This is a genomic window from Stenotrophomonas sp. PUT21 (assembly GCF_052232875.1).
GTDB lineage: Bacteria > Pseudomonadota > Gammaproteobacteria > Xanthomonadales > Xanthomonadaceae > Stenotrophomonas > Stenotrophomonas maltophilia_N.
The window spans coordinates 4,359,643-4,383,020 of the sequence record NZ_CP197645.1; the positions used below are offsets into that span (position 1 = coordinate 4,359,643).

At 65.2% G+C, this 23,378-nt stretch carries 21 protein-coding genes; 11 read left to right on the forward strand and 10 right to left on the reverse strand.

Annotated elements, in window-relative coordinates; all coding sequences use genetic code 11:
• Positions 1–42: 42 nt before the first annotated feature.
• From ACTT2I_RS19475 to ACTT2I_RS19485, 3 genes are all read left to right on the forward strand, one after another.
• Positions 43–1,233 carry a reverse transcriptase family protein gene (locus tag ACTT2I_RS19475; RefSeq protein ID WP_421100144.1) on the forward strand — a complete coding sequence of 397 codons (1,191 nt, stop codon included), beginning with the start codon at positions 43–45 and terminating at the stop codon, positions 1,231–1,233.
• The gene (locus tag ACTT2I_RS19480; protein ID WP_421100145.1) at positions 1,226–1,969 is read left to right on the forward strand and encodes a retron Ec48 family effector membrane protein; all 744 of its coding nucleotides are present in this window, start codon (positions 1,226–1,228) and stop codon (positions 1,967–1,969) included. Before ACTT2I_RS19475 ends, ACTT2I_RS19480 begins: the two co-directional genes overlap by 8 nt.
• Positions 1,970–2,071: 102 nt before the next feature.
• Positions 2,072–2,755 carry a hypothetical protein gene (locus ACTT2I_RS19485; protein WP_421100146.1) on the forward strand — a complete coding sequence of 228 codons (684 nt, stop codon included), beginning with the start codon at positions 2,072–2,074 and terminating at the stop codon, positions 2,753–2,755.
• A gap of 16 nt (positions 2,756–2,771) precedes the next feature.
• Here ACTT2I_RS19485 and ACTT2I_RS19490 read toward each other — a convergent pair whose 3' ends face one another.
• A complete protein-coding gene (locus ACTT2I_RS19490) occupies positions 2,772–3,131 on the reverse strand; it encodes a DUF1428 domain-containing protein (RefSeq protein ID WP_088432366.1) in 360 nt (119 codons plus the stop codon).
• A gap of 660 nt (positions 3,132–3,791) precedes the next feature.
• On the opposite strand from ACTT2I_RS19490, the gene ACTT2I_RS19495 reads away from it, so the two are divergent.
• Positions 3,792–4,364, forward strand: coding sequence for an OmpO family porin (locus tag ACTT2I_RS19495; RefSeq protein WP_088432365.1), 573 nt, complete (start codon positions 3,792–3,794; stop codon positions 4,362–4,364).
• Positions 4,365–4,496: 132 nt separating this feature from the next.
• On the forward strand, positions 4,497–4,922 hold the full coding sequence (locus tag ACTT2I_RS19500) for an NUDIX domain-containing protein (protein ID WP_421100147.1): 426 nt from the start codon (positions 4,497–4,499) through the stop codon (positions 4,920–4,922).
• Between the two features lie 10 nt (positions 4,923–4,932).
• Here the strand turns inward: ACTT2I_RS19500 and ACTT2I_RS19505 are convergent, their stop codons facing one another.
• From ACTT2I_RS19505 to ACTT2I_RS19530, 6 genes are read right to left on the reverse strand one after another with little or no spacing between them, the layout of a single operon-like run.
• Positions 4,933–6,036, reverse strand: a complete 1,104-nt coding sequence (locus ACTT2I_RS19505; protein WP_421100148.1) for a sugar kinase — start codon at positions 6,034–6,036, stop codon at positions 4,933–4,935.
• A complete protein-coding gene (locus ACTT2I_RS19510; RefSeq protein WP_421100149.1) occupies positions 6,033–7,214 on the reverse strand; it encodes a GDSL-type esterase/lipase family protein in 1,182 nt (393 codons plus the stop codon). The genes ACTT2I_RS19505 and ACTT2I_RS19510 overlap by 4 nt, the downstream gene beginning before the upstream one ends.
• A 30-nt stretch (positions 7,215–7,244) precedes the next feature.
• Complete coding sequence (locus tag ACTT2I_RS19515; protein WP_088432361.1) at positions 7,245–8,000, reverse strand: SDR family NAD(P)-dependent oxidoreductase; 756 nt, start codon at positions 7,998–8,000, stop codon at positions 7,245–7,247.
• A gap of 43 nt (positions 8,001–8,043) precedes the next feature.
• Positions 8,044–9,336 (reverse strand): MFS transporter, encoded by a 1,293-nt coding sequence (locus tag ACTT2I_RS19520; RefSeq protein ID WP_019185568.1) that lies wholly within the window; start codon positions 9,334–9,336, stop codon positions 8,044–8,046.
• Entirely contained in the window at positions 9,333–11,567 is a 2,235-nt protein-coding gene (locus ACTT2I_RS19525; RefSeq protein WP_443096745.1) for an oligoalginate lyase, read from the reverse strand. The genes ACTT2I_RS19520 and ACTT2I_RS19525 overlap by 4 nt, the downstream gene beginning before the upstream one ends.
• Positions 11,564–13,747, reverse strand: coding sequence for a polysaccharide lyase 6 family protein (locus ACTT2I_RS19530; RefSeq protein WP_443096746.1), 2,184 nt, complete (start codon positions 13,745–13,747; stop codon positions 11,564–11,566). The genes ACTT2I_RS19525 and ACTT2I_RS19530 overlap by 4 nt, the downstream gene beginning before the upstream one ends.
• A 323-nt stretch (positions 13,748–14,070) precedes the next feature.
• Here ACTT2I_RS19530 and ACTT2I_RS19535 point away from each other — a divergent pair, with 323 nt between their 5' ends.
• Together ACTT2I_RS19535 and ACTT2I_RS19540 are read left to right on the forward strand one after the other, a co-directional pair.
• Positions 14,071–16,962 carry a TonB-dependent receptor gene (locus tag ACTT2I_RS19535; protein WP_443096747.1) on the forward strand — a complete coding sequence of 964 codons (2,892 nt, stop codon included), beginning with the start codon at positions 14,071–14,073 and terminating at the stop codon, positions 16,960–16,962.
• 33 nt (positions 16,963–16,995) lie between these two features.
• A complete protein-coding gene (locus ACTT2I_RS19540) occupies positions 16,996–17,739 on the forward strand; it encodes a FadR/GntR family transcriptional regulator (RefSeq protein ID WP_088432357.1) in 744 nt (247 codons plus the stop codon).
• Between the two features lie 21 nt (positions 17,740–17,760).
• Here ACTT2I_RS19540 and ACTT2I_RS19545 read toward each other — a convergent pair whose 3' ends face one another.
• On the reverse strand, positions 17,761–18,150 hold the full coding sequence (locus tag ACTT2I_RS19545; protein WP_088432356.1) for a DUF6165 family protein: 390 nt from the start codon (positions 18,148–18,150) through the stop codon (positions 17,761–17,763).
• Between the two features lie 235 nt (positions 18,151–18,385).
• On the opposite strand from ACTT2I_RS19545, the gene ACTT2I_RS19550 reads away from it, so the two are divergent.
• Positions 18,386–19,024 (forward strand): TorF family putative porin, encoded by a 639-nt coding sequence (locus ACTT2I_RS19550; protein WP_421100166.1) that lies wholly within the window; start codon positions 18,386–18,388, stop codon positions 19,022–19,024.
• A gap of 162 nt (positions 19,025–19,186) precedes the next feature.
• On the opposite strand, the gene ACTT2I_RS19555 is transcribed toward ACTT2I_RS19550, so the two are convergent.
• Entirely contained in the window at positions 19,187–20,362 is a 1,176-nt protein-coding gene (locus tag ACTT2I_RS19555) for an MFS transporter (RefSeq protein WP_088432355.1), read from the reverse strand.
• 99 nt (positions 20,363–20,461) lie between these two features.
• Between ACTT2I_RS19555 and ACTT2I_RS19560 the strand changes: the two genes are divergently transcribed.
• A complete protein-coding gene (locus tag ACTT2I_RS19560; protein ID WP_421100153.1) occupies positions 20,462–21,397 on the forward strand; it encodes a LysR family transcriptional regulator in 936 nt (311 codons plus the stop codon).
• Here ACTT2I_RS19560 and ACTT2I_RS19565 read toward each other — a convergent pair.
• Positions 21,363–21,833 carry a DUF1456 family protein gene (locus ACTT2I_RS19565; RefSeq protein WP_088432353.1) on the reverse strand — a complete coding sequence of 157 codons (471 nt, stop codon included), beginning with the start codon at positions 21,831–21,833 and terminating at the stop codon, positions 21,363–21,365. The genes ACTT2I_RS19560 and ACTT2I_RS19565 overlap by 35 nt on opposite strands.
• Positions 21,834–21,990: 157 nt before the next feature.
• On the opposite strand from ACTT2I_RS19565, the gene ACTT2I_RS19570 reads away from it, so the two are divergent.
• Together ACTT2I_RS19570 and ACTT2I_RS19575 are read left to right on the forward strand one after the other, a co-directional pair.
• Positions 21,991–22,470 carry a hypothetical protein gene (locus tag ACTT2I_RS19570; RefSeq protein WP_253247625.1) on the forward strand — a complete coding sequence of 160 codons (480 nt, stop codon included), beginning with the start codon at positions 21,991–21,993 and terminating at the stop codon, positions 22,468–22,470.
• A 97-nt stretch (positions 22,471–22,567) separates the two neighbouring features.
• Complete coding sequence (locus ACTT2I_RS19575; protein ID WP_019185578.1) at positions 22,568–23,317, forward strand: SDR family NAD(P)-dependent oxidoreductase; 750 nt, start codon at positions 22,568–22,570, stop codon at positions 23,315–23,317.
• Positions 23,318–23,378: the final 61 nt, after the last annotated feature.

Here is a 23,378-nt window from a genome sequence, read left to right on the forward strand (position 1 = left end):
GGCGGACTTGACCCACACCTAATCTGTGTAGTTTCGAAACATATGGATCATGTTTCAAAAGTAAAAAAGCTTGCTAGCCAGTCAATCGGTTCTGTGTCGGCATTGTGCAGGGCGCTTGGCGTGGAAGAGCGTGAGATGGAAGAGCTGTTGAAATGGTCGTCGGCTATGAAGTTCAGGCTGAAGACCGTGCTCAAATCTGACGGTGGATTGCGCGAAGTTTACATACCGCATTGGCGGTTACGTCTCATCCTTCGCAGGATTAACAAAAGAATTCTTGCTGATCCTGCGACCATCGTCTGGCCGGACTATCTGTTTGGTTCAATTCCTGGGAAGTTTGCTGCCGAGCAAGGTTTGATTGGCAGGGATTACATCGCTTGCGCTGCTCGACATTGCCGGGCGAAAAGCGTCTTAAAGGTCGATGTTGCAAATTTCTTTGGCAGCATCACCGAATATCAAGTATATGAAATATATAGAAAATTCTTGAAGTTTGGCCGCGGCCCTTCACTCGCTTTGGCCAAGCTTTGCTGCCTTGACGGTTTTCTGGTTCAGGGTGCCCCCACTTCTAGTTACATTGCAAATCTGATCTTTTGGAAGGATGAACATCGTCTGGTGGGAAGGCTATTACGTAAAGGGTTGACCTATACCAGATATGTTGATGACATCACCGTCTCATCTTCGTTGTTCTCCCAGGATTATAATCTGGCACTTCGTCATATAGACGATCTTCTAACCTCAAGAGATCTTTCAAGGAGTGAGCGAAAAACCGCAATATTGCGCTCCGGTATCAAGCCTGTACTTGTTCACGGGCTGAGAGTGGAATATGAGAAACCTAGAATTCCGAGGGACGAGCTTTGTCGGATAAGATCTTCTGTGGATACATTGGAGAACTTCTCGACAGAATCGAATTTTAGGACTCGAAGAAAATTCAGAAAGATGTTCAATAAGTGCATGGGGAGGGTGAACAAGCTATCCAGGGTCAACGAGATACAACACCGAAAACTCGTATCTCGCCTGAGAAGAATTCAGCCGCTCCCGCACCCCAAGGATGTTGGGGACTGCAGGCAATGGGCTAATCGACTTGTTAAGAGCTATCCTACGAAGAACGGACAGTACTTCTTCATGAAGAGTTGCTTTCGCCTCAGGGAGCGCCTTAATTTAGTTGCTCGTACGTTCCGGCATGAGGCTAAAGAGATCCGGAAGATGGTTTCATTTATTCCAAATTCATATGAATAATGATTCAGTTGATTGGATTCAGCGCCTTGAACGTATCTCTTTTTGGGGTGGCATCGCTGCAATTGGCGCTCTGGTGGCACTCATAATAATATCTCTATTCACCGTCGGGATGGGCGCGGGTTCTGAGGTTGGTATGTTTGATAGGTCGTGGTGCTTTGAAAGCACGTGCGTGGAGAGGGCTACAAAAGCATATGGGCTAACGATTAGCTTGCTTGTTGCATTGTTCCAAGTTGCTGCGGGATATGCGGCGGTACTTGGGATAATAGTTTCGGCGAAAACATATGTCGTTGGTCATGCAGGATCAAAGCTGCACGCCCATATGTCAAACTTGAACTCGTTCCGAGACTATGTTGAAAAGCAACTCCAAAGCCATGATCGAATCACCTCTTCGTCTTTGGATGTATACCTCTGGTACGCACTTATGTTTCCAAATTCGGCTAACGGTGACGTGGGCGTTGGCGTTGATTACAAAAGCAAGCTCACGGGTATTGCGAAAGAGATCGCCAGATCTAATCTGGCATTCGCAAACAATAAAACATCAGGATTCTCACACAAGATGCATCAAGATGTGATGATTCCGATTCTAAGTTCGATAGGATTTAGGGTGAGAGTGATACCGCGGTTGGAGTATTTTTCTGCCGAGGATGAGATTCTAAAGTTAATTTCCAGAGTAAACGAAGTGTTTGATCCGACGGCAGCGAAGTTTCCTGAGAGGTCCTATAGAAATCTCGGCTGATACCGCCTTCCATGCGAATCATTGGTGACATTTAGTTCTGTGCGTGTAGTTGCAGATACGTAACCTTGGTAGCTTGGTTGCTGCCTTTTGAGAAGACGCCACATGCGCGACCTCGACTTCAGCTCCTGGCAGGCCATGCTCTCCACCCTGGTCGGGTTGGCGATCATTACGTTGATCGGCGTCGGCATCCGGCTGCTGGTCATGCAGGCCATGCAGCAGCGTCGCGAGCGCGAGAATCGTCAGATCAACGAGCGGCTGCGCACGCTGATCGCCGCTTACAAGGTCCTTGGCGGCTCGTTCACCGGCACGCTCGATGTCGATCCTCGCCATCGTCGGGATTTCCGCGCGCTGCCCGACGGCAGCGAAGCCGGCGATGCGCTGCACCTGCCGGCGGAGGCCGAGAACGGTGGCGAGCGCGCGCGCCGGATCCGTGACGCGGTGGAAGCAGCGCTGTCGGACATCATCCTGCTGGGCACCGATGAGCAGGTACGCCTTGCCGCGCACGCCGCCAACGAGATGGCCCAGGGCCGCCTCGTTCCCACCGCCGAACTGGTGGTGTCACTGCGTGACTTCATCCGTCAGGCGCTGGACCTGGATCCGATCCCGGCCTCGGTCACCATCCCGCGCCAGGGTCCCGCACGGCCCTCGGCCGGTGCGAAGGGCAAGGGCGATGCGGCTGACAAGGGCGGTGGTAAAGGCGGTGGGGGTGGAGGAATGGGCGGTGGAGGCGGGGGTGGCATGGGTGGCGGATTCCAGAACGACGACGAATCCGCGCACCCACGCTGAGCGGCAGCCGCGTTGCTCAGCCCTTGAGTTCCACCACCGGCACGAAGCCGCCGTAGATCATCCGCTTACCGTCGAACGGCATCGGATTGTTCTCCGGGTTCATCCGCGGGTCCTCCATCATCTTCTGCATGCCGGCATCGCGCGTGGCCTTGTCCGGCCATTCGATCCAGGAGAACAACACGGCCTCATCGTCCTTGGCCGCCACCGCGCGATGGAAGTCGGTCTGCTTGCCATGCGGGACATCGTCGCCCCAACACTCCACCACGCGCAGCGCGCCATGCTCGATGCAGATCGCATCGCCCATGTGCGCGTGCTCCAGGAATTTCGCTTTGTTCGCGTTCGGCACGGCAAGTACAAAACCATCGATATAGGCCATGGCAGAGCTCCAGATGACGCGCCGGGATGGGCGCCTTCATGACATACGACGAACCGGGGGACGGAACCTCGACACTGCGCGCGGGCGCCTTTGCAGCCGGTGAGCTGTCCAGGCAGGTCAGGAAGTGAACGGATTCAGCATCCACTCGGACATTTTCGGCCACCTTCGCGACAAACGTCAGAAAACTCTGAGTCATTGTGCGGAACATCCTGATAGGCCCGCTGACGTATTCAGCACATGATGGGCTTGCCGGGCAGGACGCCCCACGGCGCCCTGCGGTCCAACGCCCCACGGCACGGACCTCGGTGCATCCAGGAGGATGGACGCGTTAGCCGATAACTCCCCAAGAGCGGCTTCCCCAGCGCGTGACGCCCCGAAAGGGCACCGTCGTGACCAGAATCCCTTTCCGGCCCGCCCGTCGCGCCTCCCCCGCATGAAGGCCACGCGTGATCATTCCGCCAAGCCGCACTCACGCCGTCATCGCCTGAAAAAGGCCACGCGCGTATGCCAGAGCGCGTCTGAACGCCGCCCCAAAATTCACTTTTGCGCACGCGGTCAACTTCAGGGCGGGTTGTGTCGAATAACGGAGAATTTACATTCCCGATGCAGTCCGGCCTCCATGCCGGGTGCAAGTAGTCCAAGACATAAAGGTGTACCCCCATGAAGACTTCGTTGATTGCTCTGGCGCTGGCCGCCGCCCTCCCGTTCACCGCTTCGGCGGCTGAAGGCCTGTCCTACAACTACGCGGAAGCCGACTACGTCAAGACCGACGCAGATGGCGGCAAGGCCGATGGTTGGGGCGTGAAGGGTTCCTACGCTTTCCACCCGAACTTCCACGCTTTCGGTGAGTACAACCAGCAGAAGACCGACATCGGCAACTTCAAGGTTGACCAGTGGCGCGTGGGCCTCGGCTACAACCAGGAAATCGGCAACAGCACCGACTTCGTGGGCCGCGTTGCCTACAACAAGTTCGACCCGAAGGAAGGCCTGGACTTCAACGGCTACAGCGCTGAAGCCGGTATCCGTACCGCGTTCGGCCAGCACGCCGAAGTCTATGCCATGGCCGGCTACGAGGATTACAGCAAGAAGCACGGCGTCAATCCGGATGGCCAGTTCTACGGCCGCCTGGGTGGCCAGGTGAAGTTGAACCAGAACTGGGGCATCAACGGCGACATCAAGATGGATCGCCACGGTGACAAGGAATGGTCGGTCGGCCCGCGCTTCAGCTGGTAATCCCAGCGTGACCGCATCGCCACGCGCCTGATCGGCGTGGCAGGAAAGGCCCGGCATTGCCGGGCCTTTTTCGTGGGCGCCATCCAGGCACGGGGCCCGAGGGATAATGAGGCACCGCCATGGAGATGCCCGATGCCCCAGCCCCCTGATGTGCAGCACCCCCGCCTCGGCTGTGGGGCCGTGATCCAGCGCGCCGATGGCGCGATCCTGTTGGTCCAGCGCGGGCGTCCGCCCGAGCAGGGGCATTGGGGGCTTCCCGGCGGCAAGGTGGACTGGATGGAGAAGGTCGAAGCGGCCGTGGTGCGTGAGGTGCTGGAAGAGACCGGGCTGCAGGTGCGCGTGGAACGGCTGTTGTGCGTGGTGGATCACTTTGAACCTGCGTTGGCACAGCATTGGGTCGCGCCGGTGTACCTGGCGCGCGTGCCGGCAACGGCGCAGGTGATGCTGCTCGAACCTGAGGCGATCCTGGCGCTGGGCTGGTTCGAGCTGGACGCGCTGCCCGCGCCGCTGACCGTCTCTGCGATCCAGGGCGTGGCGCAGTTGTCTGCGCCCCGCTGATCCGCACCCTTCAGCGCCGCGCCGTCGCCCCATCGCCGCGCGCCACGGCCTCCACTTCCGCCAAGCGGGTGACAGCGCAATCGCCCGGCGTGGACATCGCCAGCGCGCCATGCGCAGCGCCCAGGTCCACCGCTGCCTGCTCGCCCTTGCCGCTGAGCAGGGCATGCACCACGCCGGCCACGAAGGCGTCGCCCCCGCCGACGCGGTCGAGCAGGTCGACTTCGCGCGCCTCGGAGACATACAGCTGCGCTCGCGTGCGCAGCGCGCCGGCCCAGCCATGCCGGGCCGCCGTGGCGGCGTCGCGCAGGGTGAAGGCCACCGCCTGCAGCGTCGGGAACCGGGCCAGTGCACGCAGGGCAGCGGCCTCGGCCGGGCCGACATCCATCGGGGTGTGGCGGCGACCCAGATCGCTCAGATCCATGCCCAGGCACGCGGCGAACGAGTACTCATCGCCGATCAGCAGATCGCATTCGGCGGCGATGGCGCAGTTGGCATGGCGCGCCGCGTCCGGGTCGGGATGACTGTTCCAGAGGCTGGCGCGGTAGTTGAGGTCGTAGGAGACGGCCACGCCGTGGCGCCGCGCGGCACGGACTGCCGCGATGGCGGTCTGCGCGCTGTGCTCGGACAAGGCGGCAAAGATTCCACCGGTGTGCAGCCAGCGCACGCCGTGCTGGCCGAACAACGCGTCCCAGTCGAACGCCTCCGGCGCCAGTTGCGAGGCCGCCGAGTACGCGCGATCGGAGATGCCCAGCGGCGCACGTACCCCAAAACCACGCTCGGTGAAGTTCAGGCCCATGCGGGTGTTGCGGCCGATGCCATCGTAGTCGCGCCACACAATCTGGCTGGCATCCACGCCACCGGCCTGGATCAGCTGCTGGGCGAGCAGGCCAAGTTCATTGCGCGGCAGGGCGGTAAGTACCCCGGTGCGGTGTTCGAACGTGCTGCACAGACCGCGTGCGACGTTGTACTCGCCGCCGCCCTCCCACACGGTGAACTGGCGCGCGCTGCGGATCCGGCCTTCGCCGGGATCGAAGCGCAGCATCACTTCGCCCAGCGCCAGTGCGTCCCAGCGCTGGCCGTTGTCGGGCGCAACGACGAAGCTCTGGGCCGTCATCGTACCGGGCACCCGAGCATTGCCAGATCGATGCCGTCGGCCATGCGCCGGTAGCCTTCATCGTTGGGATGCAGGTGGTCGCGGGTGATCTCCTCGGGCAGGTTCTCCGGATTGGCCGGGTCGCGCAGGATCTGGTCGAAGTCGATCAGCCCATCGAAGCCGCTGCGGCCGCCGCGCATCCAGGTGTTGAGGGTAGTGCGGGTGGCCGCCGCGATCGGCTCGTAGCGGTCCGAACCACCGAAGGGGGTGATCGTGGCGGCGATCGGGCGGATGCCGTTGCTGTGCAGGCGCTCGGCGATCTGCCGGTAGCCCAGCACCATGTCCTCGGCGTTGCGGCCGGCCACGGGTGGGGTGCCGCCGTCGTGGCGGATGTCGTTGATGCCTTCGAACAGGATCACGCGGTCTACGTTCGGCAGCGCGATCACGTCGCGGTCCAGCCGCGCCAGCGCGCTGTGGCTGCGGCCATGGTCCATCACCTTGTTGCCGCTGATGCCGGCGTTGACCACCACCACCTGGTCCGGGCAGGCCTGCTGCAGGCGGGCGGACAGCCGTGCGGGCCAGTCGCCGTTGCTGCCGCGGGTGGCGGTGGCGCCTTCGGTGATGGAGTCGCCGAGGGCGACCACCACGATCGGCTTGCGGGTGCGTTCGGCCAGCACGGCCGAGACCACGTTCTGCCGGTAGGCGAGTTTGACCGCATCGCCCACGGTGGCTGCGCGGCCCTCGACGATGCGCAGCGCGGTGCGGCGTACGGCCGGGCGGGTGGCGTCGGGGAAGTACACGGTGAGCGAGACGTCGGCCAGCGCCGGTGCGGTGATCGCGACCGGGTCGCTGAGCAGGGCAGCGCCGACCGGCACCACCACCTCGCCACGCCCATTGAACGTGACCGGCCTGGCCGCGGTGGCGGTGCCGGTGAGGTGGGCCGAGGCACTGCCGATATGCAGCGGTGCCTGGCCGAGTTCATTGCTGATGCGGAAGCGCAGGGCGCGCGCCGAACTGGCCAGGCGCATGTCCTGGCGCACGGTCTGGTTGGCGAATTGCACCGGGGCGTCGGGGGTCCCATCGAGCCGGTCCGGGGCCGGCGAAGCGGTCCAGGCCGGCACCCAGACCTGGGCCTGGGCGGGCAGCGCCGCGGCGCTGGTGGCAAGTGCAAGAGAGAATGCAGTGATCCAGCGCAGCATGGCGGCCCTCCCAGGCGGTCAGCGGGTCAATCAGGAGAAGTAGGTGCCGCCGTTGACGTCGACGTTGGCACCGGTGATGAAACCGGCCGCATCCGACGCAAGGTACACGGCGGTATCGGCGGCTTCCTGCGGACGGCCCTGGCGGCGCAGCGGCGTATTGCCTGCCACCGCGGTGCGCACTTCCGGCTTGGTGAACTCGTCATGGAAGCGGGTGGCGATCATGCCGCAGCACAGGGCGTTGACGCGGATGCCGCGCGGGCCCAGCTCCTTCGCCATGGCACGGGTGAAGGTCATCACCGCGGCCTTGGCGGTGGCGTAGATCGCCGCGCCCGGGCCACCGCCATCGCGGCCGGCCTGCGAAGCGAAGTTCACGATCGCGCCGCCTTCGGGCATGTGCGGTACCACCGCATGGGTGGTCAGGTAGACCGAACTCATGTTGAGGTCCATCACCTTGTGGAAGAACGCCTCGTCGATCTCGGCCAGCGGACGGCGCTGGACCATGCCACCGGCCACGTTCACCAGCACATCGATCTGCGGGCCGAACGCGGCCTGGGTCGCGGCGACCATCGCCGCCACCGCCGTGGCATCGGTGACATCGGCGCGATGCACGATCGCGGTGCCGCCGGCGGCCTGGACCTGCTGGAGGGTCTCCTGCGCGCTGGCCTCGTCGTTGGCGTAGTTGATGCAGACCTTCGCGCCGGCGGCAGCCAGCTTGAGCGAGATCTCGCGGCCGATGTCACGGCCGCCACCGGTGACGATCGCCACCTTGTCCTTGAATTGGGTCATGAAACACTCCTGTGATGCGTTGGGGGAAAGGGAAGAAGAAGGTTCAGCGGCGTTCGACCGGGCCGTGGATTTTTTCCACGCGACCGGTGACCAGCCACAGCGCCAGAAGGGAGGCCGGCACCAGGGCCGCCACCAGAATGAAGATCGGTGCGTAGGAGTCGTGCGTCATCGCCGGCACCAGCCAGGTGGTGATCAGCGTGCCCGCCACCGCGGCCATGCCGCCCAGGCCAGCCACCGAGCCGACCGATTTGCCGCTGAAGATGTCGCCGGGCAGGGTCTGGATGTTGCCGATGGCGATCTGGAAGCCGAGCAGCACGAAGGCGATGGTGATCACCGCCCAGACCGGATCGGTGGCCAGCACCGCACCGATCAGCGCCGGGGCCATGATCGCGCCGCCCAGGGTGATGACTACCTTGCGCGCCTTGTCCACGCTCCAGCCGGCACCGATCAGACGGCCGGACAACCAGCCGCCGCCGAGACTGCCGATCATCGCGCCGACGTAGGGCACCCAGGCGAAGATGCCGATCTGCTTGATGTCGAAGCCGAAGGTGTCGGCCAGGTAGATCGGCAGCCAGGAGACGAACAGCCACCAGATCGGGTCCAGGAAGAACCGCGAGATCAGGATGCCCCAGGTCTGGCGATGGCCCAGCAGCTGGCGCACGTTCGGCACGTACTCGGCCACCGGCACGGCCGGCTGCTCGGTCGGCGCGTCCAGGATCAGTGCACGCTCGGCCGCGCTCACCCAGGGGTGCTTGTCCGGACCGGCGCGGTAGATGATCAGCCACGGCAGCAGCCAGATGAAACCGATCGCACCGATCAGGATGAAGGTCCCGCGCCAGCCCAGCCACAGGAACAGCACGGCGATCAGCGGCGCGGAGATGATCGCGCCGATCGAGGCGCCGGCGTTGAACACACCCTGCGCCAACGCACGCTCCCGTGCCGGGAACCACTCGGCATTGGCCTTGACCGCGCCCGGCCATGCACCGGCTTCGCTGATGCCGAGCATGGCGCGCACGATGCTGAAGGACAGGATGGAGTGGGTGACCGAGTGCAGCGCGATCGAGATCGACCACACCGCGATCGAGAGCGCAAAGCCCAGCCGCGTGCCGATGATGTCGAACAGGCGCCCGAACACGAACTGGCCGGCGGCGTAGAACAGCATGAACACCGTGACCAGCAGCGCGTAGTCCTCCTTGGTCGCGCCGACATCCTGCGAAATCTGCGGCCACATGACGGCCAGCGCGTTGCGGTCGATGTAGTTGATCACCGTGGCGACGGCGATCAGCGCCACGATCAGCCAACGGACATAAGTGCGGGCCTGCGTGGTGACCTTCATTTGCTGTCCTTGCCGGTGGCGGTATCGAAGCGCTTCCAGCCACCGTCCCAGCGCCAGCTCTGGCCATCGCCGCTCACTTCATGCGATCCGCCCTTGGTGGGGTCATCGGCGATGCCCAGCGCCAGCCGCTTGCCGCCGGCCAGGTCGAGCACCAGCACATCCGCATCCTTGCCGCGGTAATGCGACAGGCGATCGATGCGGCTGTTGGCGCCGCGCACGGTCTCGGCGGTGCCGTCGTATTGGCCATGTGGTTCGAGCACGCCATAGAAGGTAGTGGCGGGCTGCCCATCCACGCGCTGCAGCAGCATCGGCTCACGGCGCAGGTTGAACGAGGGATCATTCGCACCGCTCTCGCCGATCAGGGCGCGCGAGGGTGCGGTGCTGGCGAACCGGTAGGTATAGAAGCGACCCTCCAGCAGCCAGGTCAGGCTGCGCGCATCGCGGGTCGGCTCGCTGGCCGCATCGATCCACACATGCTGGTAGCCGTTGGCCTTGCCCAGCACCGGACGCGTGGCCACCGCGGACTGGCTCTTGAAGCCCACGTCCATGATGTGGCCATTGAAGTGCAGCGGCAGGTCATAGCGTGCCGCCTTGGTGCCGGTGACGCGCAGCAGGTCCAGCACCACCGGCTCGCCCAGCGCAGGGTGCGAGAGCAGGGCCTGGGTGCGGGTGAAGCTGACACCGTCGTAGGCGCCTTCCATCCGCGCGGAGGCGATCTGGGTATCGTCGCTGACCGCAAACAGCAGCGGCGTCGGCGCCAGCGGCTGGCCCTTCTTCCAGTCGCCACCGAAGTGGCTCTGCTCGTTGACCACCAGCGTGTTGTGGGCGATGGTCTGCCGGGCCCAACTGTTGTTTTCCGGCAGGTAGATGCCACCGGCCTTGGCTTCGATGTTGAGGAAACGCGCGGCGCCGTAATCGGTGACCACACGCTGGCCGTTGTCGTAGAACAACCAGTTGAGCTTGTCGAAGTGGCCGTGGCCCATGCCCTGCTTGGTGTTCTTCATCACCAGTGCCTGGCCGTTCTCGCCGCCCATGCGCAGGATCGCCAGTGCGCCTTCGGTGCCGTCCGGGCCATCGCGCAGCAGGGTCGGTACGAAGGCAAACGGCTTGGCCTTGTTCTCCGCCAGCGCCTGGGCTACCTGCAGGCCTTCGGGCGAGAGCAGCACGCGCTTCTGTGTTTTTGCGACCGACAGCAGGCGTGCATCAGCGGTCTGCGCGTAGGCGATATCGACGCCGGCCACCAGTTCTTCGGTGTCCAGGCCCTTGTCGAGAATGGCGTCGTTGATCGGGAAGAAGTAGCCGCCGTAGCTGCTCTGCACCAGCGCATCGACCGCCTTGAGCAGCACGCCGTCGCGGCGCTTGAAGATGCCACGCTGCGGTTCGTTGCGCTCGATGGCGTTGGCGAACAGGATGAACGGGGCCAGCGCATAGCGCTGGTAGTACGGGCCTTCTTCGTAATAGCCGTCCGGCGAGAACAGCTGATCAACCTGTTTCAGGAAGCCGGCACTGCCATCGCGCTTGCTGCCCTGCAGGGCCTTGTCGACGTAGGTGGTGTCGCGCAGCACGTAGCCGGTCATGCCGACGGCAGCGACCGCCCAGGTGGCGTGATTGTGGATCTTGTCGAAGTTCTCCGGCGTGCCGGACAGGAAATCGGCCATCGCGCGGAACACGTTGTCGTCGATCGTTTTGCGGTCGGCGTCACTGAGCGTGTCGCGGATCGCGTCGTAGCCCTGCGCCGCGCTGACCAGCCAGACCGAATCGTTGAGGGTCTGCCAGAACAGCCGGCCGGGAATCTGGCCGCGGCCCTGCGGGTGCGCGCTCAGCCCCGGGTAGAGCTTGGCGTAGCCCAGCAGCAGGTCGCGGGCGAAGGTGGCATAGGCCTTGTCACCGGTCAGCCGATACAGCGCGCCGGCGGCCTGGATGGCCTGGTAATTGCGCTTGTGCTGTTCGTGCGTGTAACCGCCGCCCTTGTCCTTGGGCACCGGCACGTCGATGCCGGCCTTCATCATCGCGCGCACGCGCTGTTCGGCACGCTGCTGTTCCTTGGCGAACAACGGCGATCGCGCACCCTCGGCACGCATCTGCGTCCACTGCGCGGCGGTGACCAGCACCGGCGCGGTGGCGGCATCGGCGGGCGCCTGCCGGGCGGCGGGTGCGGCCTGTGCGGCGGGCAACGCAGCCCCGCCAAGCGTGGCGGCGAGCAGCAGCATCAGGGGCGGGGCATGATTCATGGCAGGGCCTCAACAGGGGTATCGGACAGCAACGGCGCGGTGGCCGTCAGCGGGTTGTCGCCCATGCGCAGGGTCGGTTCCCCGACGCGATGGCTGAAACGGATGCGGCCGCTGCGGTCGAAGCGGTTGTCGCGGATGCTGGCGAACTGCACGCCATGCAGGCGCAGGCTGGTGTCATCGGCTACGCCCACCTGCTCGAACTGGTTGCCGTGCACCTGCAGTGCCGGGCCGAAGGTGCTTTCGTCGGTGCCACCGCGATACAGGCTCAGTACCGGCCCGCCGATCCGGCGGAACGTGGAGTCCAGCAGATCCACCTGCTCGGCGTTGTAGGTGCCCAGGTCGTCGGTCTCGGCGGCCGCGGCGATCACGCTGCCGGTGATGTCCTCCACCGTCACGTTCGAGAGCGCGATCCGCGCGGCCAGGCTGCCCTTGCCGGTGGTGATCACATCGAAGGCCTTGTTGGCGGTCAGCCCGTGCACGTGGCTGTCTTCGAGCAGGAGGGTGTAGTTGAAGGCCTGTCTGCCCGGTGGCACGCGGATCACCGCGTTGCCGGCGGCATCCGGGGCAAGCGCGCCGTCGATGTCCAGCCGCGCCAGGCGCAGCGAACCGCGCGCGCCGATCTCGAACAGGCTGGGCCGCGAGAACTGCACGCTGGCCTGGCCACGCGAGGGGCCGACCACGCTCAGTGGATGGTCCACCGCCAGTACCTGGCTCACGGTGTAGCGGCCGCGCTGCAGCTGCAGGCGGTCGCCGGGGGTGCTGGCGGCCACGGCGGCGGTCAGGGTGTCCTCGCCCGGTGCGACCGTGTGCACCGCGCCGCTGTCCAAGGCGGTGGTCGGCAGGGTCTTGGGATACCAGTCGACGCCGACCTGGTCGCGGGCAATCGGGTTCAGATCGCGCGGGGCACCGGCATCGACGGCCGCGGTGGGGTAGAGCAGGCCGTTGGCCGCGCGCTGCAGGGTCAGGGTCTGGCCGCTGACACCGCCGGGGAAGCCGGCAGACGCGGCAGGGCTCTGCACGTTGGCGGCGAACGTGATGCCGGACAGATCGCCCTGCGTGCGCAGCAGCTCGCGTTTCCCATCGCCGACGAAGAGGTTGCCGGCGATGCGGCTGTTCACCGGCATCGCGTTGCGCTCCTCATCCAGCCCCGCGCCCAGCAGCAGGGTGCCGACCTGGATGAAGCTGTTGCGTTCGATCACCGCGTGATCGATCTGCTCGTACCGGTTCAACGGCGCGTTGTGGGTACCGGCCATCACGCTCAAGGCCGCAGCGAAGTTGTCGCCGGCAATGCCTTCGAAGTAATTGTCGCGCACGGTCTGGTGGCGGTTGATCACCCGCACGCCGCCGGTATGCGCCTTGCCATGGCCGAGGAACACATTGCGTTCGACCCGATTGCCGTGGCCGTGGCGCAGCACCAGCGAGCCGCGCGAGTCCAGGAAGACGTTGCCACGGTAGGTGTTGCCGCCGGACTTGTTGGAGACGATCTCCACCTCGCCATCGCACTGCTCGAACCAGTTGTTCTCCACCATGGTGCGCGAATCGGACTGCGAATCGTGGCTGGTGCCAATGCGCATCGTCTCGCCGCCGTTGGAACCGAGGTTGGGGCGCGGGCCGAACCAGTTGTGGTCGATGCGGTGCTGGTTGTCCAGGCCGCTGGTGGCGTTGCGCACCACCACCAAGGTGGTGCCTGCATTGGTCTTGCCGACCAGCTGGTTGTGGTCGAAACGGTTGTGCTGCCCGTACAGCGCCACCCAGTGATCGGACTGCTGGCGGTCCGGTTTGTTGTAGCGGTCGATCACGACCCCGGTCACCCGGCTGTGGTTGGCCCATTCGCTGGCCGATCGCCGGAACGAGACCACTTCACCGCCCGGCGCCCAGCCATCGCGGAACACCAGGTTGGACACCTCAAGATGCTCACCGGCCAGACGCAGCTGGGATTGGCCGCTGAGGATCACCTTGCCGGGGGTCTGCGCCGTCAGCTTAATTGGTTGACCAATTTTGCCGGTGCCCCGGAAAAGCAGGTCCACGTCGCGCCAGACGCCGTCGGCCAGGATCACCGTATCGCCGGGGGCAAGCGCGCGGGTCGCGTTGGCATAGGCAACAGCGTCGCGTACCAGATAATCGGCCGCGACGGCAGGGAATGCCGCCAGGGACAGGCTCAACAGCAATGCCTTGGCCATGGGACGCCGCGCCAACGGCGCATGCGAGTGTTGCAAAGTCACGGGCTTACCCTCCCAGATGAACCGTGGCGACTGACGCGAACCACGATCCTAACAGGTTGCCGGGCGCGAGCGTCAACCACAATCGCATACCACTTTAGGCGCATGTGGTCTGCAGTTTGCGCATTTTTCTGCTGCGTCCGCACATTAATTCCGCGCAAAGTGGTCTGGACGGTAGTGCGGGGTAGACTTTAGTACCAATTCATTGACATTGGTTCATCAGTCGTGAATCTTCCGGATCGAATCCGTGTAATCGGACGATCCATCCTGGGAGGGAGATCACGATGTTGCATGACCGCCGCACGGCCTCGCCACGAGGCCTCCGCCACACCGCGCTGCACAGCGCGCTGTTCTATGCCCTGTGTGCCACCTCGGCCCTGCCGCTGGCCCATGCACAGGACGCCGATACGCCGCCCACCCCGCCGGCCCAAGCCACCACGCTGGATCAGGTCCAGGTGACCGGCATCCGCGGCACCATCCAGACCTCGATCGACAAGAAGCGCGAGGAGACCGTGGTCTCCGACGTGCTGGCGGCCGACGATATCGGCGACCTGCCGGCGCTTTCGATCGGTGAGGCGATCGAAACCATCACCGGCGCCTCCACCCACCGTGAAAAAGGCGGTGCGTCGGAAATCTCGATCCGTGGCCTGGGCCCGTTCCTGGGTTCGTCCACCTTCAATGGCCGCGAGGCCACCAATGGCAGTGGCGACCGCTCGGTGAACTTCAACCAGTTCCCCTCCGAGCTGATCAACACCGTGGCGATCTACAAGACCCAGCGCGCCGATTTCGTCGAAGGCGGCGTGGCCGGCACGATCAACATGGAGACGGTCAAGCCACTGGAGTACGGCAAGCGCACGTTCCAGCTCGATGGTCGCGGCACCTGGCAGGACTACGATGACCGCCTCAAGGACAAGGACGGCGTCGGCTGGCGCGGTACCGCCAGCTACATCGACCAGTTCGACATGGGCAACGGCGGCAAGCTCGGTGTCTCCATCGGCGTGCAGGCGCTGGAAGGCAGCAACCCGGAAGAGATGTTCTCCAGCAGTTCCACCTGGGTGGCCTGCGATGGGCGTGAAGTGGTCGGCGCGACCCGCAACTGCACCCAGGTCAACGGCAACCAGGTCGCCAACGGCGTGCCGTACTACCTGGTGCCCAGCAGCCGCATCTATCGCCAGTTCATCGAACACGACAAGCGCGATTCGCAGTTCGCCGCGCTCCAGTGGCGCCCCAGCGACCTGGTGGAAGTGAACCTGGACTACCAGCACTCCAAGCGCGATTACACCGAAGACCGCTCGGATCTGTCGCTGTCCTCGATGATGCGCAACCTCAACAACCGCGTGGTCAGCGACGATGGCGCGCTGCTGCACCACACCGGCAGCACAACCGTCGATTCCACCGGCAATTTCCTGGAGCGGCAGGAGGAATACACCGGCGGCGGGCTCAACGTGATCTTCCGGCCGAGCCCGGCGTGGACGTTGTCCACCGATCTGTCCTACTCCAACACCGAGCGCGATCAGATCGAACGCAGCACCCGCCTGCGCGCCGGCCGCACCGACGTCAACGGCAGGCCGGTCGGCGGCATCAAGAACACCCGCTACGTGGATTACACCTACGATTACAGCGGCGATGTGCCGAGCATCTATCTGGATCCGGCGTTCGACGTGAACAACCCGGACAACTTCACCGACTCGGCGCTGGTGCGTCGTCGCCAGCAGCACCGTGAGCACACCATCCGTGCTGGCCGTTTCGATGCCACCTTTACCCCGGAAAGCGGCTTCTTCACCGCGATCAAGGGTGGCCTGCGCCGTTCCGAGGCGACCTACACCGATTACACCGATACCGTGGATGTGACCACCACGAACGTCGCGGCGATCCGCGCCGCCAACCTCGCCTGCCGCCAGGCGTTCCCGCAGGACGATTTCCTGGCCAATGCCAGCGGCAACACCATCGACCAGTGGGCCAGCTTCGACAGCCGCTGCCTGTTCAAGGCGTTCACCGGCATGGACGACACCGGCCTGAGCGCGGACCTGCGCAACCCGGCCAACAACGATGTCACCGAGAAAACCAGCGCGCTGTACCTGATGGGCGATTACAGCGCCGAATGGTTCGGCCTGCCGGTGACCGGCAACATCGGCGTGCGTGGGGTGCGCACGGAAGTGCGCTCGGTCGGCCTGCGCAGCGGGCTGGATGTGATCAACAATGCCGACGGCACCGTGACCCTGGAGCCCACCGGCGATTTCACCTCGCAGGTGCTCAAATCCAGCAACACCGAATGGCTGCCCAGCTTCAATGCAGCGTTCGAACTGCGCCCGGACCTGCTGCTGCGGGTCGGTGCGTATCGGGCGATGTCGCGCCCGGACTTGGCCGCCGAAGGCTTCGGCCGCACCTTCAACCTGGGTGAGGTGGATACCGAGTTCAACAGCGTGGGCGATGCGCTGCGAAGCATCACGGCCACCGGCAACCCGCGCGCAAAGCCGTTGATGTCGTGGAACGGCGACCTTTCGCTGGAGTGGTATGCCAACGAAGACACGATGCTGTCCGGTGCGCTGTACTACAAGCAGTTCAACGGCGGCTCGATGCCGGTGATCGTCAACGAAACCTTCGATATCGACGGCCAGAGCGTGACCGTGCCGGTGGAGCAGCTGGCCACCAGCGACCAGAAGAGCGATCTGTTCGGCGTGGAATTCACCGCCTCGCACAGCTTCTCCTACCTGCCGGGCATTTTCTCCGGGCTGGGCGTGAAGGCCAGCTACAACTACGCCGATTCCAACTTCAAGACCGAAGACCTGCGCTTGGGCGAGTCCACCGACCCGGCCACCGGCGTGGTCACCCCGGGCATCGTCGAGCCGGCCAACATCTTCGGTTTGTCCAAGCACGTGGCCTCGGCGCAGGTGTACTGGGGCCTGGGCAAGCTCGATCTGCAGGCGATCTACAAGTACCGCTCCGACTATTACCAGCAGTTTGTCGGCGACCCGTCGCAGAACCGGTATGTGCGGGACAATGGCTCGCTGGACTTCCGCGCCACCTATAAAGTGAACAAGCACCTGTCGCTGTCGCTGTCGGCCAGCAACCTCACCGATGAGCCGCGGGTGTCGGATATGCCCATCCTCGGCAGCTTCCGCGAGTACACCACGTACGGGCGGCGGTATTATCTGGGGGTGCGCTACCGTTTCTGAGTCCCCAGCCACCTGTCAGCCAGGCCTTTGATGATGTCCGAACCCCGTCTGTACCAGTCCATTGCCGCCGAAATCGTCGCGCTGATCGAGAAGGGCGAATTCCCGCCGGGCTCGCGCCTGCCCGGCGAACGCGACCTGGCCGAACGCCTGGGCGTGAGCCGGGTGACGGTGCGCGAGGCGGAAATCGCACTGGAAGCGCAGGGCCTGATCACCATCAAGACCGGCTCCGGCGTGTACGTGAAGGCCAAACCGTCGCAGGCGCCGGGCGCACTGCCCGACGTCTCGGCGTTCGACCTGACCGCCGCCCGTGCGGTGATCGAGGCTGAGGCGGCCGCGATGGCCGCCAGCCGCATCACCGATGCCGAACTGGAGGACCTGGCCGGCCTGATCGCGGCCATGGTCGACCCCAACTCGGGTGAAGCAGCGGCCAGCGAGGCGGACCGCCAGTTCCACCTGTCGATCGCGCGGATCGCCGGCAACCCGGTGGTGGAGCACTGCGTGCAGCTGATCTGGCGGATGCGCAACGAACTGCCGCGGGTCAAGCAGGTGTATGCCAACGTCTGCCACAACGACGATGACACCCGCGACGAGGAACACACCCGGATTCTGGATGCACTGCGCCAGCGCGACCCGGCAGCGGCGCGGTCGGCCATGCGCAACCATTTCCAGCGGCTGTTCGAATCGATGCTGGAAGCCACCGAGAACGAAGCGCTGGCGGAAATCCGCCGGCGTACCCAGCAGGACCGCGAACGCTTCATGGCCGCGACCGGGCACTGAGCCCGGCGCGTTCCGGCGGGCTTATTCGCCCTGGTACTGCTTTTCTTCGACCAGCTGCGAGCCGGCGATGCGGTTGATCTCGTTCTTCACTTTGACCCGCTCGCCATTGGTGCCATAGACACCACGCGCCAGCTGGATGAAGGCATCGTCGAAGACCTGCGCTGCTTCCTTGTCGCGCAGCTGGTCCTGGATCTCCCACATGCGCTCGTTGATCGCCTTGAGCTGCGACTTCAACGCCTCCAGACCGGGCTGCGCGCCGACCTGCTGCTGCCACAGCGGCCACAGCCCGTCGAGTTCCTTGCGGACGTTGGCATTCTTGCCGGCATCGGCGATGCGTTCGGCCTTGATTTCCAGGATGGTGATCTTGTCGATCAGCTCGCCAATCGATACCGGGGTCAGGATCGCGTCCACGCCATTACTCGCAACAGGTCAGAGCGGCCATGATACCGCGCACCCCCGGGCACCACCCCGACGCAGGATTTACAGAAACGTTGCGCCGATCGCCCGGCAACGCCATGGCGGCTTTACGCGGTGCCTGAGGACACTGTCGCTCTCGACGGCGCGGCCGTCATCTGGAGCGGGACACGTGGTGGGTAATCAAACAAAACGGCGCCTGCGCGGCGGCGTGGTGCTGGTGGGGCTGGTCATGAGCGGGGCGGCAGCGGCCGCGGTGGAAGGAAATGCGACGCTGACCTCGGACTATGTCTGGCGCGGCAGTTCCCAGAGCGACGGCGATCCGGCCGTGCAGGCCGGCGTGAAGCTCAGCGCGGCCCATGGCTGGTACGCCTCGGCCTGGGGCTCGGGCGTCTCGTTCCGGCCGGACAACGGCGCACGCAGCGAGTTCGATGTGGTGGCCGGCTGGAGCGGCGCGGTGGCGCCGGACTGGAGCGTGGACGTCAACCTGACCCGTTACGTCTATCCCTCCAGCACCGTCGATCTGGACTGGACCGAGCTCAACGGCGCCGTGACCTGGCGGCAACGCGCCTGGCTGCAGGTCGGGGTGTCCGACAACGCACTGGCCGGTGGCCACGGCGGCACCTATGCCCAGCTCGGCGCACGCCTGCCGCTGGGCGAGCAGTGGCGTATCGAAGGCGCGGTGGGCCACTACTGGCTGGACAGCGCGCAGGCCGATGACTACCTGCATGGACAGCTCAGCGTAGTGTGGCGCGTGCACGGGCCGTGGGAACTGCGGGTGACCGGGCACGACACCGACCGTGCCGCGAAACAGCTGTTCCCGGGCAATGCGGGATCGCGCATCGAGTTCGCGGTGCAGACCGCCTTCTAACGGAGCGCCCACCAACCCCGCGCGGTAGAGCCGACCGTTGGTCGGCTGCTTGAGCCAACCTCACCCGATATTCCAAACGTCGGGTGCAAACCCCACCGGGTAGAGCCGACCGTTGGTCGGCTGCCCCAGGCGGCGCACAATGCAGCCGACCAACGGTCGGCTCTACCGGCGTACTACCGCCACCGCCCACACCGCGATGGCCACCATCGCGACGCCGGCACCGGTCACGCACACGCCGGTCCAGCCGAAGCGATCGAACACCTGCGCCGAGACCAGTGAGCCCAGCGAGCCGCCGATGAAATAGCCGGTCATGTAGCCGGCGTTGAGCCGGTTGCGTGCTTCCGGACGCAGTGCGTACACCACGTTCTGGTTGCTTACATGCAGCAGCTGCGCGGCCAGATCCAGCACGATCACACCCACCACCAGCGCGATCAGCGAGTGCGTGGAAAAGCCCAGCGGCAGCCATGATGCGGCCAGCAGGACCAGCGCCACGGTCGTCGCCAGCGCCGCCTTGCCACGGTCGGCCATGCGCCCGGCCACACCGGCCGCCAGCGTGCCGGCCGCACCCACCAGCCCGAACAGGCCGATCGTCGCATCACTGTAGCCATACGGTTCGGCGGCGAGCAGGAACGCCAGTGGCGTCCAGAAGATCGCGAACATCGCAAAGCTCAGCGCACCCAGCACGGTGCGCAGGCGGAACACCGGTTCCTGCGCGAACAGCGTGCCGATCGAGCGCAACAGCTGCAGATAGCCCAGCCCGGCGGTCTGATGGAAGCGCGGCAGATGCCGGTACAACATGCCCGTGGTCAGCACCAGCGCGGCCGCGGCGATCCAGTACACGGTGCGCCAGTCGCCCAGCGAGGAAAGTGCGCCGGCCACGGTGCGTGCCAGCAGGATGCCGAGCAGCAGACCGCTCATCACCGTGCCCACGACCTGGCCGCGTTCTTCGGGCCGCGCCAGCGTCGCCGCGAACGGCACCAGCACCTGCGCCACCACCGAGAACAGGCCGGTCAGCGCGGTGCCCACCAGCAGCCACACGAACTGATGGCTGAGCGCGCTCAGCACCAGCCCCGCCGCCGACAGCAGTGACATCACCACGATCAGCCGGCGGCGTTCGAACAGATCGCCCAGCGGCACCAGCAGGATCAGGCCGGCCGCATAGCTCAGCTGGGCCACGGTCACCACCGTGCCCGCCCGCGCGAAGGACACGCCGAACTGGCCGGCGATGGTATGCAGCAGCGGCTGCGCGTAATAGTTGCTGGCCACGGCTACGCCGGTGGCGAAGGCCATCAACAGGACCTGCCAACGGCTGAGCGGTGAGGGCACGTCGTTACTCATGACGGGCTCCGGGAGAGAAGGGGCGCCAGTGTCCGCCTGATGAGCAAATGAGGGAAATGAATAGTTATCATCCGATGCATCTGAAAATGAGATGGCGCGATGAACCTCAAGCAGCTCGAGTTCGCGGTCGCGTTGGCCGAGGAGGGCAACTTCACCCGTGCCGCGCAGCGCTGCCACGTCGTGCAGTCGGCGCTGAGCCACCAGATCGCCCACCTTGAAGACGAACTGCAGGCAACGCTGTTCGAGCGCCTGCCGCGTCAGGTCAGGGTAACGCCCGCCGGTGAAGCACTCTTGACGCACGCGCGCCAGGTGCTCGCCTCGCTGCGGCATCTGCGCGAGGACGTTGCCGCCGTCGGTGGCCAGGTGCGCGGCATTCTGCACATCGGTCAGATCACCTCGCTGACCGCGGTGGATCTGGTCGCCTGCCTGGCGGCGTTCCACCGGCGCTACCCGCAGGTGGAGTTCCGACTGCGCATGGACAAGAGCGAAGTGCTGATGGCCGATGTGCGCGAGCGGCGGCTGGATGTGGCGCTGGTCGGGTTGTCGCCGGATACCCCGATCGAGGGCACCCAGCATCAGTTGCTGGCCGAGGAGGCGATGGTGGCCGTGCTGCCCCCCGACCACCCATTGGCGAGCCGTAAACGGCTCTCGTTGGCGACGCTGGCCGAGCTGCCGCTGGTGGACTTCCCGCATGGGAGCGGTGCGCGCCGCCAGACCGATGAAGTCTTCGCCGCTGCAGGGCTGCCGCATCGGGTGCCGTTCGAGATCAATCACATGGCGCTGGTCGAGCGCTTCGTGCAGCAGGGTCTGGCGGTCGGCATCGTGCCGCAGGCCATCGCGGCCGGTTTCAGCGGCGTTGCCTGTGTGGCGATCCAGGGAGCACCGACGCGGCGCGTGCATGCAGTCTGGTCACACCTGCCCACGCCAGCGGCGCGGGCCTTCATGGAGGAACTGCTGCAGCACGTGGCCCCGGCACCGGAGCCACGCACCAAGGCTTCACTCAGGCGCCGCGCACGCGCAGGGTCAGGCCCTTGAGGAAATTGCGCAGCATCTGGTCACCGCAGGCGCGGTAGTTCTTGTGGTCCGGCTGGCGGAACAGCGCGGACAGTTCCGGCTTGGAGACCGAGAAACCGGCGGCGTCGAATACTTCGTGCATGTCCACATCCTTCAGCTGGAAGGCGACGCGCAGCTTCTTCAGCACCAGGTTGTTGGTGATGCGCTTTTCCACCGGGCGCACCGGCTGGCTCTCGTCGCGGCCACGGAAATGCACGATCAGGCCATCCAGGAAATGCGCCAGGGTGCGATCGTCGCAGGGCACGAAGCCTTCTTCGTCTTCCTTGCGCAGCCAGCCGGCCACATCGGCCTTGTCGACCACGAAGGCCGGATCGGCCAGGGCACAGGTGTCGGCGATCATGCCGTCGCTGAGGTCGAGCATGTAGCGGATGCTGCGCAGTACATCGTTGTTGATCATGGGACGTCCAATACCGCCGGCGCGGCTGCGCGGCTGGCGGCCATTTTACCCCGTGCCGGGCGCGTGGCCGGCTGCGACCGGTGGTCGCTGTCATCTGGCTGCCATGAAAGTGAAGCACAGTGCCGCGATCAGGCATCGACAGGCAGTGGAGCAGGCAATGCGCAGGTGGCAGGTACTCGGGTGTGTGGGCATGTTGCTGGCGGCCCCGGCATGGGCGCAGGCCCCCTATGTGGCGCTGGAGCAGCGGCTGGATCCGCAGGCGCTGGCCGAGGTCGGGCTGACCCCGGCCCAGCTGCAGGCCCTGAACCGCCTGTTGCGCCAGGCCGAGGCCGATGCCCCGGCGCCGGTGGCTGGTGCGGCGCCGTCGGCCGGCGGAGCGGGGGCGCCGGCCCCGATGTTCCCCGGGTTGGATGACGGTCCCATCAACGCCAAGGTCACCGGCCAGGTGGACGGCTGGGCACCGGGCACCGTGTTCACCCTCGACAACGGCCAGCAGTGGCAGGTGCTCAAGGGCGATATGAAGCTCAAGACGGCCCGCAGCAACCCCGAGATCGTCGTGGTGCCGGGCATCGCCGGGCGCTGGTTCCTGCAGGTGGACGAAGACCTGCCCAAGGCACGCGTGTTCCGCATCCGATGACGGGACGACCCGTGGCGCCGGTCAGCCGGGCGGCGCCCGGCGCTACACCGGGCGCGCATCGGTGCGAAAATGGTCGGGATCTCCACGGAGTACCTCGATGACCCGTACCGCTTTGATTACCGGCGCCACCTCCGGCTTTGGCGCCGCCGCTGTCCACCGTTTCGCCCAGGCCGGCTGGCGCGTGATCGCCACCGGGCGCCGTGCCGAACGCCTGCAGCCGCTGGTCGATGCCTACGGTCCCGAGCGCGTGCACGCGGCGGTGTTCGACGTGCGCGACAGCGTGGCGATGGAAGCGGCACTGGCCGCCCTGCCGGCTGGCTTCGCCGACATCGACCTGCTGGTCAACAACGCCGGCCTGGCCCAGGGCACCGCCCCGGCCCAGAGCGCCTCGCTGGAAGACTGGCGCACCATGATCGACACCAATGTCACCGCCCTGGTGACGCTGACCCATCGCCTGTTGCCGCAGCTGGTCGCGCGCAAGGGTGCGATCATCAACATCAGCTCGGTGGCCGGTGTGTACCCTTACCCCGGCGGCAACGCCTACGGCGGCACCAAGGCCTTCGTCAGCCAGTTCTCGCTGGGCCTGCGCTCGGACCTGCACGGCAGCGGCGTGCGCGTGACCACGATCGAGCCGGGCATGGCCGAAACCGAGTTCACCGTGGTCCGCACCCATGGCGACCAGGCGGCCTCGGACAAGCTCTACACCGGTGCCAACCCGATGACCGCCGACGACATCGCCGAGCAGATCTTCTGGGTCGCCTCGCTGCCGGCGCACCTGAACATCAATCGCCTCGAAGTGATGCCGGTCAGCCAATCGTTCGCCGGCTTCCAGGTCGCGCGCGACTGATCCAACCGGACCCCCACCCGGTAGAGCCGACCGTTGGCCGGCTGCTCTGGGCGATCAAAAA

Bases quoted from the DNA above. Each gene is read 5' to 3' on its own strand.
- ACTT2I_RS19565 (WP_088432353.1), bottom strand. From the start codon at position 21,833: ATGATCAACAACGATGTACTGCGCAGCATCCGCTACATGCTCGACCTC.
- ACTT2I_RS19550 (WP_421100166.1), top strand. From the start codon at position 18,386: ATGAGCGGGGCGGCAGCGGCCGCGGTGGAAGGAAATGCGACGCTGACC.
- ACTT2I_RS19520 (WP_019185568.1), bottom strand. From the start codon at position 9,336: ATGAAGGTCACCACGCAGGCCCGCACTTATGTCCGTTGGCTGATCGTG.
- ACTT2I_RS19500 (WP_421100147.1), top strand. From the start codon at position 4,497: ATGCCCCAGCCCCCTGATGTGCAGCACCCCCGCCTCGGCTGTGGGGCC.
- ACTT2I_RS19485 (WP_421100146.1), top strand. From the start codon at position 2,072: ATGCGCGACCTCGACTTCAGCTCCTGGCAGGCCATGCTCTCCACCCTG.
- ACTT2I_RS19480 (WP_421100145.1), top strand. From the start codon at position 1,226: ATGAATAATGATTCAGTTGATTGGATTCAGCGCCTTGAACGTATCTCT.
- ACTT2I_RS19475 (WP_421100144.1), top strand. From the start codon at position 43: ATGGATCATGTTTCAAAAGTAAAAAAGCTTGCTAGCCAGTCAATCGGT.
- ACTT2I_RS19515 (WP_088432361.1), bottom strand. From the start codon at position 8,000: ATGACCCAATTCAAGGACAAGGTGGCGATCGTCACCGGTGGCGGCCGT.
- ACTT2I_RS19560 (WP_421100153.1), top strand. From the start codon at position 20,462: ATGAACCTCAAGCAGCTCGAGTTCGCGGTCGCGTTGGCCGAGGAGGGC.
- ACTT2I_RS19530 (WP_443096746.1), bottom strand. From the start codon at position 13,747: ATGGCCAAGGCATTGCTGTTGAGCCTGTCCCTGGCGGCATTCCCTGCC.
- ACTT2I_RS19535 (WP_443096747.1), top strand. From the start codon at position 14,071: ATGTTGCATGACCGCCGCACGGCCTCGCCACGAGGCCTCCGCCACACC.
- ACTT2I_RS19510 (WP_421100149.1), bottom strand. From the start codon at position 7,214: ATGCTGCGCTGGATCACTGCATTCTCTCTTGCACTTGCCACCAGCGCC.
- ACTT2I_RS19575 (WP_019185578.1), top strand. From the start codon at position 22,568: ATGACCCGTACCGCTTTGATTACCGGCGCCACCTCCGGCTTTGGCGCC.
- ACTT2I_RS19540 (WP_088432357.1), top strand. From the start codon at position 16,996: ATGTCCGAACCCCGTCTGTACCAGTCCATTGCCGCCGAAATCGTCGCG.
- ACTT2I_RS19490 (WP_088432366.1), bottom strand. From the start codon at position 3,131: ATGGCCTATATCGATGGTTTTGTACTTGCCGTGCCGAACGCGAACAAA.
- ACTT2I_RS19495 (WP_088432365.1), top strand. From the start codon at position 3,792: ATGAAGACTTCGTTGATTGCTCTGGCGCTGGCCGCCGCCCTCCCGTTC.
- ACTT2I_RS19570 (WP_253247625.1), top strand. From the start codon at position 21,991: ATGCGCAGGTGGCAGGTACTCGGGTGTGTGGGCATGTTGCTGGCGGCC.
- ACTT2I_RS19505 (WP_421100148.1), bottom strand. From the start codon at position 6,036: ATGACGGCCCAGAGCTTCGTCGTTGCGCCCGACAACGGCCAGCGCTGG.
- ACTT2I_RS19525 (WP_443096745.1), bottom strand. From the start codon at position 11,567: ATGAATCATGCCCCGCCCCTGATGCTGCTGCTCGCCGCCACGCTTGGC.
- ACTT2I_RS19555 (WP_088432355.1), bottom strand. From the start codon at position 20,362: ATGAGTAACGACGTGCCCTCACCGCTCAGCCGTTGGCAGGTCCTGTTG.